General features: G+C 34.5%; 15 protein-coding genes. 13 read left to right on the top strand and 2 right to left on the bottom strand.

Annotated elements, in window-relative coordinates; genetic code table 11:
* Window positions 1-60 precede the first annotated feature (60 nt).
* Entirely contained in the window at window positions 61-453 is a 393-nt protein-coding gene (locus tag HLK68_RS03040) for an NUDIX hydrolase (RefSeq protein WP_006784578.1), read from the bottom strand.
* Between the two features lie 211 nt (window positions 454-664).
* On the opposite strand from HLK68_RS03040, the gene ychF reads away from it, so the two are divergent.
* The 8 genes from ychF (at window position 665) to rpsR (ending at window position 6,873) form a co-directional block, all read left to right on the top strand.
* Window positions 665-1,765, top strand: a complete 1,101-nt coding sequence (gene ychF, locus HLK68_RS03035) for a redox-regulated ATPase YchF (protein WP_006784579.1) — start codon at window positions 665-667, stop codon at window positions 1,763-1,765.
* A 191-nt stretch (window positions 1,766-1,956) separates the two neighbouring features.
* Complete coding sequence (locus tag HLK68_RS03030; RefSeq protein WP_009607374.1) at window positions 1,957-2,967, top strand: phosphate/phosphite/phosphonate ABC transporter substrate-binding protein; 1,011 nt, start codon at window positions 1,957-1,959, stop codon at window positions 2,965-2,967.
* 69 nt (window positions 2,968-3,036) lie between these two features.
* Entirely contained in the window at window positions 3,037-3,801 is a 765-nt protein-coding gene (gene phnC, locus HLK68_RS03025) for a phosphonate ABC transporter ATP-binding protein (protein WP_006784581.1), read from the top strand.
* Between the two features lie 2 nt (window positions 3,802-3,803).
* Window positions 3,804-4,625 (top strand): phosphonate ABC transporter, permease protein PhnE, encoded by an 822-nt coding sequence (phnE, locus tag HLK68_RS03020; RefSeq protein WP_132942581.1) that lies wholly within the window; start codon window positions 3,804-3,806, stop codon window positions 4,623-4,625.
* Between the two features lies 1 nt (window position 4,626).
* Window positions 4,627-5,433 (top strand): phosphonate ABC transporter, permease protein PhnE, encoded by an 807-nt coding sequence (gene phnE / locus HLK68_RS03015; protein ID WP_055163895.1) that lies wholly within the window; start codon window positions 4,627-4,629, stop codon window positions 5,431-5,433.
* 272 nt (window positions 5,434-5,705) lie between these two features.
* Window positions 5,706-5,993 (top strand): 30S ribosomal protein S6, encoded by a 288-nt coding sequence (gene rpsF, locus HLK68_RS03010; protein WP_006784584.1) that lies wholly within the window; start codon window positions 5,706-5,708, stop codon window positions 5,991-5,993.
* Window positions 5,994-6,024: 31 nt separating this feature from the next.
* Entirely contained in the window at window positions 6,025-6,585 is a 561-nt protein-coding gene (locus HLK68_RS03005) for a single-stranded DNA-binding protein (protein ID WP_006784585.1), read from the top strand.
* 54 nt (window positions 6,586-6,639) lie between these two features.
* Window positions 6,640-6,873 (top strand): 30S ribosomal protein S18, encoded by a 234-nt coding sequence (gene rpsR / locus HLK68_RS03000; protein ID WP_006784586.1) that lies wholly within the window; start codon window positions 6,640-6,642, stop codon window positions 6,871-6,873.
* A 559-nt stretch (window positions 6,874-7,432) separates the two neighbouring features.
* Here the strand turns inward: rpsR and HLK68_RS02995 are convergent.
* Window positions 7,433-7,597: a hypothetical protein gene (locus HLK68_RS02995; protein WP_006784587.1), complete on the bottom strand. Its 165-nt coding sequence runs from the start codon at window positions 7,595-7,597 to the stop codon at window positions 7,433-7,435.
* 2,282 nt (window positions 7,598-9,879) lie between these two features.
* On the opposite strand from HLK68_RS02995, the gene HLK68_RS02990 reads away from it, so the two are divergent.
* The 5 genes from HLK68_RS02990 to prfA all read left to right on the top strand — a co-directional run bounded on the left by HLK68_RS02990 (window position 9,880) and on the right by prfA (window position 15,990).
* Window positions 9,880-10,797, top strand: a complete 918-nt coding sequence (locus tag HLK68_RS02990; RefSeq protein ID WP_006784588.1) for a DUF2232 domain-containing protein — start codon at window positions 9,880-9,882, stop codon at window positions 10,795-10,797.
* Window positions 10,798-10,817: 20 nt separating this feature from the next.
* Window positions 10,818-12,797, top strand: a complete 1,980-nt coding sequence (locus tag HLK68_RS02985) for a DHH family phosphoesterase (RefSeq protein ID WP_009606137.1) — start codon at window positions 10,818-10,820, stop codon at window positions 12,795-12,797.
* Between the two features lie 2 nt (window positions 12,798-12,799).
* The gene (rplI, locus tag HLK68_RS02980) at window positions 12,800-13,243 is read left to right on the top strand and encodes a 50S ribosomal protein L9 (protein WP_006784590.1); all 444 of its coding nucleotides are present in this window, start codon (window positions 12,800-12,802) and stop codon (window positions 13,241-13,243) included.
* Window positions 13,244-13,269: 26 nt separating this feature from the next.
* The gene (gene dnaB, locus HLK68_RS02975) at window positions 13,270-14,631 is read left to right on the top strand and encodes a replicative DNA helicase (RefSeq protein ID WP_006784591.1); all 1,362 of its coding nucleotides are present in this window, start codon (window positions 13,270-13,272) and stop codon (window positions 14,629-14,631) included.
* Window positions 14,632-14,925: 294 nt separating this feature from the next.
* Complete coding sequence (prfA, locus tag HLK68_RS02970) at window positions 14,926-15,990, top strand: peptide chain release factor 1 (RefSeq protein ID WP_132942580.1); 1,065 nt, start codon at window positions 14,926-14,928, stop codon at window positions 15,988-15,990.
* Window positions 15,991-17,164 lie beyond the last annotated feature (1,174 nt).

Here is a 17,164-nt window from a genome sequence, read left to right as displayed (position 1 = left end):
AAGAGTGTAAAGGAAAAACCAATACATTTATAGCATATGCGAAAAGATGAAAAATAGACCTCAAAGTGCTTTAAAATCTAACTGACAAATTGCGTCAGATAATGAAGGATTTAGTCGTGTAGCTGAGTCTAGATTAAGTGGTAACCATTCGTAGTAGTTATGTTCACTTGAAAGAACTAGATCACCCCCAACTAAATCGCATAGATATAAAACGCCCATAATGAGGTAATCATCATTAACGAACTGCCAGGTGCTTAATACTTTTTTGGGTGAGACAATAAGGTTAGTCTCTTCCTCGATTTCTCGAAGTAATGCTTGCTCAGCACTTTCTTTCATATGTGTTTTTCCACCAGGTAAGTCTAAGAAGTTATTTTTGGCATTGCTTTTGTGTAAAGCTAAAAAATGATGGTCTTTAATGATTAATCCTTTTACTGAAAAATTAATTTGAGTCATGAATCCACATCCTTTCAAGGTGATGTCAAATAACGATTTATTTTCTCATTATATGAGGAATGAAATAAAAAAATTCCAACTTAATGGAAGTTAGGATGCGCATTTTTAGTCGATATCTTTGTGATTATCTCGAGTTGATTTTGCTAAAAGGACTAAAATAGTGTAAAATAAAAAAGATATTATACAGTTAGATAAAAAGGACGTGAAGACATTGGCATTAACGGCTGGAATTGTTGGTTTACCAAACGTCGGGAAATCAACTTTATTCAATGCAATTACTCAAGCTGGAATTGAAGCAGCAAACTATCCGTTCGCAACAATTGACCCAAATGTTGGGGTTGTTGAGGTTCCGGATGAACGTTTAAATAAATTAACGGAATTAGTTAGTCCTAAGAAGACAGTTCCAACAACTTTCGAATTTACAGATATCGCGGGATTAGTACGTGGGGCAAGTAATGGAGAAGGATTAGGAAATAAATTCTTAGCCAATATCCGTGAAGTAGATGCAATCACTCAAGTGGTTCGTTGTTTTGAAGATGGAAATATCATTCACGTAGAAGGTTCAGTAGATCCAGTTCGTGACGTTGAAGTTATTAACTTAGAGTTAATCTTAGCTGATATGGAGCAAGTTGATCGTCGTTTAACTCGTTTAGCAAAACAAGCTAAATCTGGAGATAAAGATGCAAAAGCTGAAGTTGCAGTACTTGAAAAAGTAAAAGAAGGATTCGATCAAGAATTACCTGCACGTGCAATGGATTTATCAGATGACGATAAAGCAGCTATCAAACATTTACAATTATTAACTTTAAAACCAATTTTATATGTTGCTAATGTTGGTGAAGATGATTTAATGGCTGGTGAAGATAACGAATATGTTAAAGCTTTAGTTGAATATGCTGACCGTGAAGGGGCAAAAGTAATTAAAGTTTGTGCTCGTATCGAAGAAGAAATTTCTCAATTAGAGGAAGAAGAAAAAGCAGCATTTTTAGAAGAGTTAGGAATCAAAGAAAGTGGATTAGATCAATTAATTCGCGAAGCTTATGATTTATTAGGATTAGCGACTTACTTTACAGCTGGAGTGCAAGAAGTTCGTGCTTGGACATTCATTAAAGGAATGACAGCTCCACAATGTGCTGGAATTATCCACAGTGATTTCGAACGCGGATTCATTCGTGCCGAAACTGTTTCATTTGATGATTTAGTAAAATATGGTTCTGAGTTAGCGGCACGTGAAGCAGGACGGTACCGTTTAGAAGGAAAATCGTACATCGTACAAGATGGGGATGTTATGTTATTCCGTTTCAATGTTTAGTTAAATCAATTATTTTAGAAGAATTAAGTAAACTTTACTTAATTCTTTTTTTTATACTCAGTTGAAGTCTGTGGGAATTTTGTATGATTTTAAATCGTATTAACAATAATTGTAGAAAAAAGTCGAAAAAATGATATTATTTTTTAGATATTTTAGATAGGTATTTAAAAAGTGAAAGGAGTACTACCAAAATGAAGAAATTATTGAATTTTTTCTCGGTTATGATGATTGCATTTTTAACATTAGCTGGGTGTGGATCAAGTTCGGCAGACTTAAACGAGTTAGTGGTATATTTCGTTCCATCACGTAATGCAGAGGAAATTGAGAAAGCAACAGAACCTTTAGAGGGATTATTAAAAGAAGAGTTAGCAGCTCAAGGATTTGAATTTGAAGATATTAAAATTACAGTTGGAACAAGTTTCGAGGCTGTTGGAGAAGCATTAGCTTCAGGTACAGCTCAAGTTGGATTTATTCCTGGTGGAACTTACGTACTATATGATAATGATGTAGATGTTGCCTTAACAGCAACACGTTTTGGATTAAATCATGATTCTGAAAATCCGGTAGATTGGAATACAGCACCAACTGCAAATACAGAAGACCAAGTTACTTATTATCGTGCGTTAATTATTGCTGGACCATCTGCAAAAGGTCAAGAATTAGCGGCTAAGATTAATAATGGTGAAACATTAACAAAAGAAGATTTAGAATCAGCAGTTTGGGGAGTGCAAGGAAGTACTTCTTCATCAGCAGGATATATTTACCCATCTTTATGGTTACAAGATAACTATGGCATCTCAATATTAGATTTACCAAATAAAGTAGCTTTAGACGGATATGGAACAGCTCTATCACAATTAGCTAATGGTCAAATCGATATTATGGTTACTTATGCAGATGCTCGTCTTGATTTTGAAAATCAATGGGTAAATGACTTTGGTCGTGAATCGTCAATCTGGGAAGAAACAAATGTTATTGGGGTAACAGAAGGAATTTATAATGATACGATTTCAGTAACTAAAGATCCAGTGATGACACCTGAATTAAAAGCAGCCATCCAACAGGCATTTATCAACATTGGAAATACTGAAGTAGGTAAAGAAATTATTTCAATCTATAGCCATAAAGGATACCAAATTGGAACGTCTGAAGATTATGATGGTGCTCGTAAAGCAAACGAATTAGTTCAATCAAATAAATAATCAATCTATTAGAAATGAGTCCTAATTGGGCTCATTTCTTTCATGTAGAAGATAAGGAGAAAGAAGTCGATGATTAAGTTTAATAATGTAAATAAAGTTTATCCAAATGGATTTCATGCGTTAAAAAATATTAATTTAGAGATTGAACAGGGTGAATTTGTTGCAATTATTGGATTATCTGGAGCGGGAAAGTCAACGTTATTACGTACGATTAATCGTATGCATGATATTACAGACGGAGAATTAATTGTAAATGGTGAAAATGTTAATGATTTAAAAGGAAAATCATTACGTAAATTCCGTCGTCATATCGGAATGGTTTTCCAATCATTTAACTTAGTAACTCGTACAACAGTTATCAATAATGTTTTAACATCACGTGTTCCTGATATGCCATTTTATAAATCAATGATTGGTGTCTTTTCAAAAGAGGATAAAGTGATTGCGTTAGAGGCATTAGATAAAGTAGGAATTTTAGATAAGGCCTATGTTCGTGCAGATCAATTATCAGGAGGGCAACAACAACGTGTTGCGTTAGCTCGTACACTTGCCCAAAAACCAGAAATTATTTTAGCAGATGAGCCTGTAGCGGCATTAGATCCAATTACTGCAACTCAAGTTATGGATGATTTTAAACGTATTAATGAAGAAATGAAGATTTCAGTCTTAATTAACATTCACCATGTTGATTTAGCTTTAAAATATGCAACTCGTGTCATTGGAATCAAAGCAGGAGAAATTGTCTATGATGGTCCGTCAAATATGGTAGATAGTGAAATCTTAAAACAAATCTATGGTCGCGAATTAGCAGCTGATGAATTAATGGAGGCTTAAGAATGAAGCGAATGAGAGATTTATTTCAACCCAAAAAAATTACGTTAGATAACGGGAAAGAGATTCAGCCACCTCGTTCAGTCGCACCCTTTATTTTAATTGGATTAGCACTTGCATTATGGGGGGCTGCTACGATTACAGGATTTGATTTTAATGCCTTAATGAGACGTGGAAATCAATTCTTTATTATCTTAAAAGATATGCTATCCCCAGATTGGTCAATTATTGATCAAATTATTCCCCCATTAGTGGAAACGATTAAGATGTCTATTTTAGGTTCAATTATTGGTAGTTTATTAGCATTCCCAGTTGCTATTTTATCTTCTTCAAATATTAATAAATCAAAATGCTCATTATGGATTATGCGATTTATCCTAAGTATTGTTCGTACGATTCCGACCTTAATTATTGCTTTATTTGCAACTTATGTGTTTAGGTTAGGAACATTTGCTGGAACCGTTGCAATTTCTATTTTTACATTTGGTATTGTCGTTAAAATGTTATATGAAAAAATTGAGACAATCGATATGGGACCATTTGAGGCAATGGAAGCTGTTGGAGCTACAAAATTAGAAGCTTTTCAATCTGCTATTACACCTCAAATCTTACCTAACTATTTCTCAATGTGCTTATATACGTTAGAAATTAATGTTCGTGCTGCCACTATTTTAGGATATGTTGGGGCAGGTGGGATTGGATTATTATTAAAAGAAAAATTAGGATGGCGTCAATATGATCAAGTTGGAATGATATTATTATTGTTATTTGTGACTATTATCGTGATTGAAAATATTAGTCGTTATATCCGAGAAAGGTTGGGGTAATATGCAATTAACTATTGATCAACAATTAAGAAAAGAACCAAATCGATGGATTCATAAATCCCTAACCATCGCTTTTATTTTCGTTATCATTGCATGGGCGATGGGGACGATAACTTTTACAGGGATTAAAGAAAATGGATTTACAATCATGTCTAATATTGTGAGCTCATTATTTCAGCCTGATGTTGATTTCTTATTTGATTTTAAATTAGGAGTACCGGCCTTATTACTAGAAACTATCGCCATCGCTTTTGTCGGAACAATTATTGGAGCCATTTTAGCTTTACCATTAGCGTTCTTAGCAGCTCGTAATATTGCACCAAAATGGGTTAATTTTATTGCTCTTACTTTTATTGCTGCAATTCGTACATTCCCAGCCTTTGTTTATGGGTTAATGTTTCTTCGTGTAACAGGACCAGGAGCTTTCGCTGGTGTTTTAACCGTATCTGTTGTTTCGATTGGTATGATTTCAAAGTTATATATTGAGGCGATTGAAGATTTAGATAAGCGAATATTAGAATCATTAGATGCCGCAGGATGCAATACTTTTGAGAAAATTCGTTATGGCATTTTACCTCAGTTATTTACTGATTTCGCTTCAACGGTTATCTATCGTTTTGAAATCAATATTAAGGATGCTTCTACTTTAGGATTAGTTGGGGCAGGTGGAATTGGTGCACCATTAATTTTTGCGATGAACGATTTTAACTGGTCAAAAGCAGGAGCTATTTTACTTGGGATTATTATTTTAGTTTTAATTGTTGAAACTATTTCTACTAAGTTACGTACGAAATTAGCACGTGGTTAAATTTTATAATGATTGAATAAGGTTTAAGTTATATAACCATAATAAATTTGAATCATCATCTAGTACATTGTATAATTGCAACTAGAATTAGGTGATGATTTTAACAAATAGGCACGTTTTAAACGTGCTTATTTTTATTTGTGAAATGGTGAGTCTAGTTTTTTTTGACTTGCCATAGTACGACACACTGTGCTATAATATATGACTGTGAGTAATTGAAGATTACTCCTTGCTCGGTAAGAGCCGTCTAGACCAAGAGGAGGTGCACTATAATGAGAAAATACGAAATTATGTACATCGTTCGTCCTAACTTAGAAGAAGAAGGACGCAAAGCTGTTATTGAAGGATTCAACACTATGTTCACTAACATGGGAGCTGAAATCGTTGAAATGAAAGAATGGGGTATGCGTGATTTAGCATATGCTATCGAAGATTTCACTAAAGGTTACTATGTAGTATTAACTGTTAACTCTTCAATCGAAGCTAAAAACGAATTCGATCGTTTAGCTGGAATCAGCGAAGATGTTATCCGTTACATCGCTATTAAAGAAGAAGAATAATATTAATCAGTACTAAGTGAGGGTGAGATAAATGATTAATCGCGTAGTCTTAGTAGGGCGATTAACTCGTGATCCTGAGTTAAAGTATACCACTAATGGTATTGCTAACTTGAGATTTAGCATCGCGGTTAATCGTACTTTCACTAGTCAAAATGGAGAACGCCAAGCAGATTTTATCAACTGTGTTGCATGGCGTAACCAAGCTGAGAATATGGCGAAGTTTTTACGTAAAGGATCTCTTATCGGAGTGGAAGGACGTATTGAAACTGGTAGCTATCAAGCTCAGGATGGATCAACTCGCTATACAACAGACGTTGTTTGCGATAGCGTGCAGTTCTTAGAACCACGCTCTGCATCTGCTGATCGTGGAAGCTTTGGTTCTCAGCCATCACAAGACTTTGGTGGATTCGGTGGAGGATATGGTGGTGCGCCATCATTCCCATCACAACAATCTTCCAATGCTTTTGGTGGAAACCCATTTGGAGGAGCTCCAAGTCCAGATCAAAACTTTGGCAATTCATCACCTTCGTTCAATAATGGACCTGATTTCAGTTCTACTATTAACATTTCAGATGATGATCTACCATTTTAATTTTTAAATAAAAAATAAAATAAATACTTTTGTTTATGAATAGGAGGAACTAACATGGCTCAATTCCGTCGTGGAGGACGTCGTCGTCGTAAAGTTTGTTATTTCACTACAAACAAAATTACGAAAATCGACTATAAAGATGTAGATTTATTAAAACGTTTCGTATCTGATCGTGGAAAAATCTTACCTCGTCGTGTAACAGGAACAAGCGCTAAATATCAACGTGAATTAACAGTTGCTATTAAACGTGCTCGTCACATGGCATTATTACCATTCTCTGCTGAATAGTAATGGTTTAAAAAGTGGCGCAATTTAAGCGCCATTTTTTTTCAGAACATATACACACACAAACAAACCTTTATTGTCCACTAGGTGATGTAAAAGAAACAACCTGTTTCTTCTAGTGGCATCTCAAATGAGATATTTGCATCAGGGCCCAAAAACTTAATATTCTTAAGTTTAAAGACTGTCTCTTAATAGGAGGCAGTCTTTTTTTGTTAGATGAACTCGCGATTTTATCGCGTTAGTTCATCTATATGCCGAGCGAAGAGAGGCGATTCCGCGGATGATAGGTGAGGCGTAAGCCGAACCCATATTGAAAGAAGATGTCTGTATTAAATGAAATTCGGGTTAGCGGAGTTATTGTTAGCCCAGCTTGTTTCACAGAGTGAAAGTTAGCGGGACATAACAATTAATAGTCGAGGCATAACCAAAGGTGATATTAAAAGAGTGCATCTGTATTAAGTGAGTAGCGTCTTAGTTAGGGTAGATAGGTTAAAGGTGTGGATTTGTTATTGTGAATAAAGAAAAGAACATCATCTATGTTTTAGATGATGTTCTTTTTGTTTTATTTTTCTTCTTCTTTTTCTGTTTCTTTATTTGCTACTTCTTGGATTGGTTCATATTTCATCGTTGAACGATCTAATAAGTAAGTGTCTGTACAGCAACTCATATCTTCACATAAGTGAGCATCGCTTAATAAACTTAATGGATTATATTTTTTCTCTGACATACAAAAACCCTCCTAGAATATTTAAATTTTAAACGTTATTACCTTTTTATTATACATCATAATGTTGCTTAGCGTTATTATTTTTATAAAAATAAATAATAAAGACTCCCTATAAAGGGAGCCTTATCTATTATTAGAAAAATGTTAGTTATTAAGTGAAATATAGGGATGATAGGTGTAGGAATATTACGTGGAATAATGTTTTGATAAAGGGATCTTCTTATTATTTAAGTTAGGTTAGGATGTGTAGGTAAATAGTAAGAAGAAGGTTTATTTTTAAAAAATTAATCTAAAAGCTTGAATCAATATGTGTGGAATAGGATGACCGTTAGGATGAAAGGAGAGAGTGTTTTTTTATACATTTATAACTGAGCGATTGGAGTGAAAGGGTGTAGTTGAAGTAGTAGGGTTAGTGGTACGTTTGGAGTATGATTATGTTTAGAATGTATTTATTAGATGGTGGTAGTTTTAGAATGATGTGTAGATATAAAGAGTTTTTTTTGAATGTTGCAATGTGTTAGTTAGATGATGTTAGATTTAATGCTACGGAGTTATTGTGAGTGGTAAAGTTGAGTTTAAAATAGTTGTTTCGAATGGGTCGATGCTTGTTTTGACGTTATGATGAATATGATGGAATTCTTTTTGTGTAATGTTTTTATTAATAGGACTATGTTGTTTTGATGATTGGTAGATGGATTAGGACTAGTAAGCAATTTTTTTGTTGGATGAATGGATGGATGATGTTAGGAGATGGAAGCTATTTTTTGGTAGGTGTTTTACTGCAATGATGGGATTTTTTTAGAATAGTTATTTTAATGTTTGGGGATGTGTATTGGAGGATCTATCAAAGTTAGTTTAGGAAGTAGTGATAAATGAGTTGGGACAAATTTATAATGATGTTAAAAGGATGTTAGTGAATGGGATGATATAGTGGATGGAATTTTAAAAGATGTTAGAATGAAAGGTATTAGATGTAGTGGAGGTAATACTAGGAGCTTAGTGGATGTATAGGTGGGATGTGAGTAATCAATAGTGGTGTGATGATTGAAAATTAAATGGTGCTTAAAAAAATGTAGTGGATGGTGTGTAGTGGGATTTGTATGAAGGATGGAATTTTAAAAGATGTTAGAATGAAAGGTATTAGATGTAGTGGAGGTAATACTAGGAGCTTAGTGGATGTATAGGGGGGATGCGATTAATTAATGGTGGTGTGATGATTGAAAATTAAATGGTGCTTAAAAAAATGTAGTGGATGGTGTGTAGTGGGATTTGTATGAAGGATGGAATTTGAAAGGGTATTAGAATGAAAGGTATTAGATGTAGTGGATGTGATACTAGGAGCTTAGTGGATGTATAGGGGGGATGCGATTAATTAATGGTGGTGTGATGATTGAAAATTAAATGGTGCTTAAAAAAATGTAGTGGATGGTGTGTAGTGGGATTTGTATGAAGGATGGAATTTGAAAGGATATTAGAATGAAAGGTATTAGATGTAATGGATGTGATACTAGGAGTTTGGGATGATGAATAGGTGGAGTGTGAGTGAGTAATGAAGGGTGGTGTGATGATTGGAAATTAAATGGTGCTTAAAATGGTGTAGTGGATGGAGGTTAAGAATGTATATGAATAAATAGTGTGGAGTTGATAATTTGATATGAATGAGTTTAGTGAAACTATAGTGCAATGAGACAAACTTTTAGAATATTGAAGGTTGATGAGAACTAAGCGCGATAGTTTTTAAAAGACTGTAGTTTAGTTGAAAGGAAAGATGTTAAAGGAATTTTTTGAATGAAAGGATATAGGGTTTGGAATGGATGGAGGTTAAGTAATTAGTAAGATGTCGCACTTAAAGTTAAGTAATGGATAGGAATATATTTGTTAATAAAATTATTTGAGGTACTAGCGACACTTTGTTCTTCATCAATAAATCACTAGGCTTAATATTAAGATTCGAGTTGATAGGGTGCATCAAATATTTTGCTGATGGCTATTGTTATAAGAATTAGTGTAGTGCTTCGATGATTGCTATTCTAGTGGTGTGATAAGTTGTTTTCTTGTTTTCTAACTCCTTATCACAATAATAGTTTATTCTAGAGCATCTTTTTTGCATGAGCAAAAGGAATAGTTCTCTATATTTTTTTAAAAAAGTGTGTATTATTTTTAAAGTGCTTGATTTATCGGTAAAAAGGCCATAATAGGAGTAACGTATTTTTATAATTCTTAAAATTTGGGTTATGTGGTATAATACTCATGATAGCCAACGTTTAGAAGGGGGTCTTTTGATGAAGACAAAGTCGCTAGTAAATGCAGCAATGATGATGGCCATTTACTTAGTTTTTTTTATTTTATATAATGTCGGAATTTTACCAAGTATCATGACACTTCTGTTACCTATTCCCCTCATTATCTATAGCGTGGTTAGTCAGAAGGTGTCTGATATTCTATTATTGTTGCTTGGATGTACGATTGGAACGTACTTGATTGGATCTGTTTATGGTTTAATGACAACGCTTCTTTATGGTATAACAGGTGCTCTTTTAGGAATTGGAATTGTTAAAAAGTGGCCTTATTGGAATCGTATTTTGAATGCATCAATTGTGTTTGTTGTAGTTATGCCATTAATGACTTATGTCTTAACCAAATTAAGCATTTCGGAAATGTTTTTACAGACGATGAATGAGATGTTTAGTGTTTTTGATCAAGTTGGAAGTGTGATGCCTGAAGGAAGTATGGAGCAATTGACTTCGATGCAAGAGATGATGCAGACGGTTATTCCAATGGTAATGCCAACGTTGCTGTTAATTATGGGTGCAATTCAAGCTTTTTTAAGCGACAAGGTTTCGACTCTTGTGTTAAAACGCATGCATCTTCAAACTCCAGTTTCACAGCCTATTTCTGAGTTTCAACTTGGAGCAAAGCTTGCTATTTTATTGATTATTTCACAGTTTGCGATGGCTTTTGTTAGAAATAGTGGTGTGACAGTTGTTTTATTAAACGTGGTAATGCTTTTAAACACTTTATTTATGATTCAAGGAATTATTGTGGCTATTCAGTTCTTTAAATCAAGAAATCAAAAAGGTTTAGGCATTATGGTTGTTGTATTCGCCATTTTATCAAACTTAGTTATGTTTGTTTCATTGATTGGAATGATGGATGCATTGTTTGACTATCGAAAACGTTTTGAGATAAAAGGGGTATAGTGAAAGGTGGTGTATCGATAGTGAAGAAGGTTCGGAAATGGTTGGATGAATATCAAGAACACCTTGGCTATATTACTGTATCGAGCTTATTTATTCTTGTTTCAGGAGTTTATGCTTATTTTCAGTCAGATGTGATTTCACTAATCATCTTCTTGTACTTTGTAGGAGACGCTATCTATAAGATTAATGCGTATTATCATTATAAGTTAGATACTAAAAAGCGAATTGAAGCAGTTAGCTATCGTGTGAAGCATGCAGGTGAGATTGTTTTTAATGAATTACCAATTGGAGTTTTATTATATGATGAAGCTCATGAAGTGGTCTGGTTTAATGGTTTTGCAAAACAAATTTTCGGTGCAGATTTACATGATCTTCCTTTACAAACGATGAGTGAAGCTTTGTATGATAAGGTTTTAGGGGAGAGCGCTGTTTTTGAAATTACGGTTAAAGATAAAACATATTTAGTAGAACATCATCGTGATGAGCGCTTGTTATATTTAACGGATAATACACCGTTCACAGATCTTTGTAAGAAGTATGTGAATGAACAACCGGTTATTGGGGTACTCATTATGGATAATTACGATGAAGTTATCCATAATTTAAAAGAACAAGAAAAAAGTGAATTTTATGGAAAAATAGTTTCTATTATTATGCAGTGGGCTGAAGAAAATAATATTTATATTCGAACAGTTTCAAGTGACCGTTTTGTGATGATGATGTCTTTTGAAGTGTTGCAGAAATTGCGTGATAAGAAGTTTGCTATTTTAGATAAGGTTCGTGAAGCGGCAAAAGAAAAAGAGATGTTGTTAACTATTAGTATTGGCTTAGCAACAGGCTATGAAAGTTTTGCTGAGCTTGGTCAGCGTGCGAATTATATGCTAGATTTAGCCTTAAGTCGTGGTGGTGATCAGGTTGCTATTAAAATTGCAAGTGACGATAAGTTCTTATTCTATGGTGGAAAAACAAATCCAGTTGAAAAACGTAATCGTGTAAGAGCGCGTGTTAATGCACAAGCTTATGAACGTTTGGTTCGTGATAGTGAACGTGTGATTATTATGGGACATCGTTATCCAGATGTCGATGCAATTGGAGCAAGTATTGGATTGCTTCGTATGAGCATTGCCTCGAAACGAGAAGCGTATATTGTTTTAAAAGAAGAAGAATTAGATAAAACAGCTAAAAATTTCGTCGCTGCCATTATGCAAGATGAGAAGTTAAGGCCTTATTTTATTTCATCTGAGATGGGGCTAGAGTTAATGACGAAAAATACGTTACTTGTTGTTGCCGATACGCAAGATCCAAAAATGGTAATTGAACCATTACTTTTACAACGTGCGAAGAAAATTGCGGTATTCGACCATCATCGTAGAGGGGTCGATGTGATTGAATCTGTGCTCTCGTTTGCAGAACCATACGCATCTTCAACTGTTGAATTAGTAGTGGATATGTTTGATTATTACTCGCAAAAAATTAAGATGTCGTCGCTTGAAGCATCGATTATGCTTGCGGGAATTATTGTAGATACAAGACGTTTTTCATATCATACGGGACGTCGAACTTATGAAACGGCTGCGATTTTAAAACAAAAAGGGGCAGAGGAGAAGTTAGTACAACAGCTTCTACGTACGCCGCTTGAAAATTATTATAGTAAAGCGCATTTAATCGAACGTGCGGAGATTTTCAAAGATGTGTTTATTATCGCGCCAGCAGATGATGAGATGGTACTTGAAAAAGTTCAAATTGCTCAGACTGCAGATGAGTTATTAAATGTTCAAAATATTAAGGCATCATTTGTGATTTCGCGTATTGATGATCAACATATTGGAATTAGTGCGAGATCACTTGGAGATATTAATGTTCAACTCTTGATGGAACAATTAGGTGGCGGTGGCCATTTAAATAATGCAGCAACTCAGATTAAAGGGATTAATACTCAAGAAGCTGTGTTGATGTTAAAAGATGCAATTGAAAAAGAATTAGAAGAAAGTGGTGACTAGGCATGAAAGTAATTATGTTAGTTGATGTTAAAGGTAAAGGTAAACGTGGAGAAGTTAAAGATTTCCCTAATGGGTTTGCAAACTTTTTAATTAAAAATAAACAAGCTGTTGATGCTACACCAGCAAATATGAATAAATTAAAGCAACAACAAGCTGAAGAAGAAAAACAGGCTGAATTAAGATTAGAAGAAGCGAAAGCTTTAAAAGCGGATCTTGAACAAAAAACAGTTATTGTTAAAGTAAAAGCTGGAGATAACGGACGTGTATTTGGATCTGTTAGTACTAAAGCAATTGCAGAAGAATTTGAAAAACAATTTAAAATTAAATTAGATAAACGTAAAATGGATTTAGAGGAACCAATTCGTGGTTTAGGAATGGCACGAGTTCCAATTCACTTACACCCAGAAGTAACAGCAACAATTAATGTTCAAATCAAAGAAAAATAATTAGAAGATGAAGGTTGGTCACGTCTATGCTAGAAACGCAAAACCGACACATGCCACATAGCACTGATGCTGAGCAAGCGATTCTTGGTGCGATGTTACTTGATGAAAAGGTATGTGAGGATGTAAAGTTAAAGTTACAGCCCGATGATTTTTATCATCATCGTCATCGCATTATTTATGAAGCGATGTTAACGTTGCTTGAGCAAAATAAAGGGGTCGATGTAACAACTGTTACGGCTTTTTTACAGGATCATAAGCGTATTTCAGAAATTGGTGGCGTTGAGTATATCTTAACCATTTATGAGAGTGTTGCAACGACTGCTCATACCGATCATTATATCGATATGGTTCTTGAAAAGTCGATTTCACGTTTAATTATTAATCGAGCCCAAGAATTAATTGAACAAGGTTATAGTCCTGAGACATCGACTCAGGATTTAATCGATGCAGCAGAACAAAAGTTTTCAGGCCTTTCTCGTTTGAATCAAGGGTCTGATTTTAAAGAGATTAATAATGTCTTAGTCGATTTTATTAAAAATGTTGAAAAGTTATCACAATCAACTGGAGAGGTAACGGGGTTAACAACCGGCTATACGGCCTTAGATGATATTACATCAGGATTACAAAATAATGACTTAATTATTGTAGCAGCACGTCCGGCGATGGGGAAAACAGCCTTCGCCTTAAATGTTGCACAAAATGTGGCAAAATTAAATAATGTAAATGTCGCTATCTTCAGTTTGGAGATGGGGGCCGACCAGTTAGTTTCTCGTCTTGTCAGTGCTGAGGGACGAATTGAGGCACACCGTTTGAAAACGGGGAACTTAGAAGGTGCTGACTGGCGCTCATTAAAAATCGCCACTGATGTATTAGGTGGTCTTGGAATTTATATTGATGATACACCTGGTATCAGAGTTGGGGAGTTACGCGCTAAATGTCGTCAACTACATCAACAAAAAGGTCTTGGATTAGTCCTTATTGACTACTTACAGTTATTATCGGGAAGTAAATCTAATGGTGGGAACCGCCAACAAGAGGTATCGGAAATCTCGCGTATGTTAAAAGAGATGGCCCGTGAATTGAAAATTCCGGTTATCGCTTTATCACAGTTATCACGTCAGGTTGAAAGTCGTGAAGATAAACGACCAATGATGTCTGACTTACGTGAATCGGGAAGTATCGAGCAGGATGCCGATATCGTAACCTTCTTATACCGTGAAGATTATTATAAAAAGGATCCTGAAACGAATGATAATATCGTCGAAGTCATTTTCGCTAAACACCGTAACGGTGCTGTCGGAACAATTAAATTAGCATTCCGAAAAGAAATCAGCCGCTTCGAAAATCTAGCCTTTGTACCAGAAGGAGCAAGTGTCCCAGACTTGTAATATAACCTTGTTTAAAGATATGGATTAAATATAGATACTATGAAGTTAGAGTTTTTTAACTCTGACTTTTATTTGTAAATAAAAACGTTGTACATTTATAACACATTTTGACGATAGCAAAGACTTATATTATAATTAGGAATGGATAATTATATAATTCTAGATAAGTTTTGTGCAGTTGAAAACTTTTGGCTGGACTATAGGATGTCTTGGCACCAAAAAGATTTAGCAACTAAGGCTGATGTTTTATGGCTAGAAAACATTTTTGTTTATATATAGAGGAGGATTCAACTTATGTTTGAACGTTTAGAGGCAATCTTAGAGCGTTATGAAAAAATTAATGAGATGATGGCAGATCCTGCAATCGTTACTGATATTAAAAAATTAACTGAGTTATCAAAAGAACAACGTGGTCTTGAAGAGACAGTTAATGTGTATAATGAATATAAAAATATTGCAAGTTCTATTGAAGATTTAAAAGAAATGGCTAAAGATTCTGATCCAGAAATCAGTGAAATGGCTGAAATGGAATTAGAGGAATTAAAACCTCGTTTACCAGAGCTTGAGCAACAATTAGAAATTTTATTAATTCCTAAAGATCCAAATGATGAGAAAAACGTTATCGTTGAAATTCGTGGAGCAGCAGGTGGAGATGAAGCAAATATTTTCGCTTCAGACTTATACCGTATGTATACGAAGTATGCTGAGTTAAAAGGATGGAAAATTCAAGTTATGAACGTTGACTATTCTGAATCAGGAGGGATGTCACAAGTTGAGTTTATGATTTCAGGTGAAAGTGTGTTCTCTCACATGAAGTATGAATCAGGAGCTCATCGTGTACAACGTGTTCCTGCAACTGAATCTCAAGGACGTATCCACACATCTACAGCAACTGTATTAGTTATGCCAGAAGCAGAAGATGTAGATATTGAAGTAAGTATGAATGATATCCGTGTTGATACATTCTGTTCATCAGGGCCTGGTGGTCAGTCTGTAAATACAACGAAATCTGCAGTACGTTTAACTCACGTTCCAACTGGAATCGTTGTATCATGTCAGGATGGAAAATCTCAGCATGAAAATAAGGCGAATGCATTAAAAGTATTAAAAGCTCGTATTTATGATTCAATTTTACAAGAGCGTTTAGAAGCTGAAGGTGAAGAGCGTCGTTCAAAAATTGGTACTGGAGAGCGTTCAGAAAAAATCCGTACATATAACTATCCACAAAACCGTGTAACAGATCACCGTATTGGATTTACTATTCAACAGTTAGATCGCGTTATGGAAGGTAAATTAGAACCAGTTATTGAAGCGTTAATTACGGAAGAACAAAAACGTAAATTAGCTCATCAAGAATAGTTTTTATATATAAAAGGGTACTCTAAGTTTAAAGTACCCTTTTATTTTGACATAATAAAAAGCGCCCGGGGGAGGGGCGCTTTTTTAATTAGGAGAGAAACTGTAGAGGGGGGAGACTCTACAGTATTCAAGTGATAAGAATTCACTGGGGGGAGTGAATTCTTATCTATCCCTCGAACCTCTTTGGGGGAAAAGAGGGAAGCTCGGAAAAAGTCTTTGCTTTCACGAGGGAGTTTAAAGTATTAAAATACTTTGGGAGAGAATTATAAGGAGAGAGTATGAAAAATAAAACTTTAAAAATTGGGGAGAGAAATGAGTAATGAAATAAAGTTTTATATGGGGGGAAGAGTATGCCCGTAAGTTTCTCGTCTTACGGACAATTATAGTATAGGCAGTTATAATTATTTTTAAACATTAAATACAAAAAAATTTAAAATTTAATTATATTGGATTAAAATAATACTTTTTGATGTAAATAAGTATTAAAAAAGCGCCCGGGGGAGGGGCGCTTTTTTAAAATTAGGAGACTGTAGAGGGGGGGAGACCTCTACAGTGTTCAAGTGATGAGAATTCACTGGGGGGAGTAAATTCTCATCTATCCCTCGAACCTCTTTGGGGGAAAAGAGGGAAGCTCGGAAAAAGTCTTTGCTTTCACGAGGGAGTTTAAAGTATTAAAATACTTTGGGAGAGAATTATAAGGAGAGAGTATGAAAAATAAAACTTTAAAAATTGGGGAGAGAAATGAGTAATGAAATAAAGTTTTATATGGGGGGAAGAGTATACCCGTAAGTTTCTCGTCTTACGGACAATTATAGTATGAACCTATACTGTGAATTTTAAACGTATATTGTGTAAAAAAAATAAGTTTTTTTAAGATATTTTTTTAGTAATTCTAAAATATGGTTCCAATAATGCTTAAATACTGCATTTATTGCTGCATCTAATATAATATATGTTAGGCGAATGAAATGGTGATGGCCAGGATAAAGATTTTAGAGAAATGAAGAGAATAATATTTTAAAAGATATAGAGTCATTTATACACAAGGCTATTTGAATAAAGAAGTGAATAAATATAGAGAAAATAGTGCGTATTGATAGAGAATGGTCGATCTGATTAATCAGGATGTTTTGAATTGGGATAAATAAATGATTTGCATGTTTATAGAATTTAG

Origin of the sequence: Turicibacter sanguinis (assembly GCF_013046825.1) — a bacterium.
In the GTDB taxonomy this organism is placed as follows: Bacteria; Bacillota_I; Bacilli_A; order MOL361; family Turicibacteraceae; genus Turicibacter; species Turicibacter sanguinis.
This window is presented reverse-complemented; position numbering and strand designations above follow the sequence as displayed.

Coding starts and splice junctions, on each gene's coding strand:
- HLK68_RS02990 (WP_006784588.1), top strand. CDS start 9,880: ATGAAGACAAAGTCGCTAGTAAATGCAGCAATGATGATGGCCATTTAC.
- HLK68_RS02995 (WP_006784587.1), bottom strand. CDS start 7,597: ATGTCAGAGAAAAAATATAATCCATTAAGTTTATTAAGCGATGCTCAC.
- phnE (WP_132942581.1), top strand. CDS start 3,804: ATGAAGCGAATGAGAGATTTATTTCAACCCAAAAAAATTACGTTAGAT.
- rplI (WP_006784590.1), top strand. CDS start 12,800: ATGAAAGTAATTATGTTAGTTGATGTTAAAGGTAAAGGTAAACGTGGA.
- HLK68_RS03030 (WP_009607374.1), top strand. CDS start 1,957: ATGAAGAAATTATTGAATTTTTTCTCGGTTATGATGATTGCATTTTTA.
- phnE (WP_055163895.1), top strand. CDS start 4,627: ATGCAATTAACTATTGATCAACAATTAAGAAAAGAACCAAATCGATGG.
- rpsR (WP_006784586.1), top strand. CDS start 6,640: ATGGCTCAATTCCGTCGTGGAGGACGTCGTCGTCGTAAAGTTTGTTAT.
- prfA (WP_132942580.1), top strand. CDS start 14,926: ATGTTTGAACGTTTAGAGGCAATCTTAGAGCGTTATGAAAAAATTAAT.
- dnaB (WP_006784591.1), top strand. CDS start 13,270: ATGCTAGAAACGCAAAACCGACACATGCCACATAGCACTGATGCTGAG.
- rpsF (WP_006784584.1), top strand. CDS start 5,706: ATGAGAAAATACGAAATTATGTACATCGTTCGTCCTAACTTAGAAGAA.
- HLK68_RS03005 (WP_006784585.1), top strand. CDS start 6,025: ATGATTAATCGCGTAGTCTTAGTAGGGCGATTAACTCGTGATCCTGAG.
- HLK68_RS03040 (WP_006784578.1), bottom strand. CDS start 453: ATGACTCAAATTAATTTTTCAGTAAAAGGATTAATCATTAAAGACCAT.
- phnC (WP_006784581.1), top strand. CDS start 3,037: ATGATTAAGTTTAATAATGTAAATAAAGTTTATCCAAATGGATTTCAT.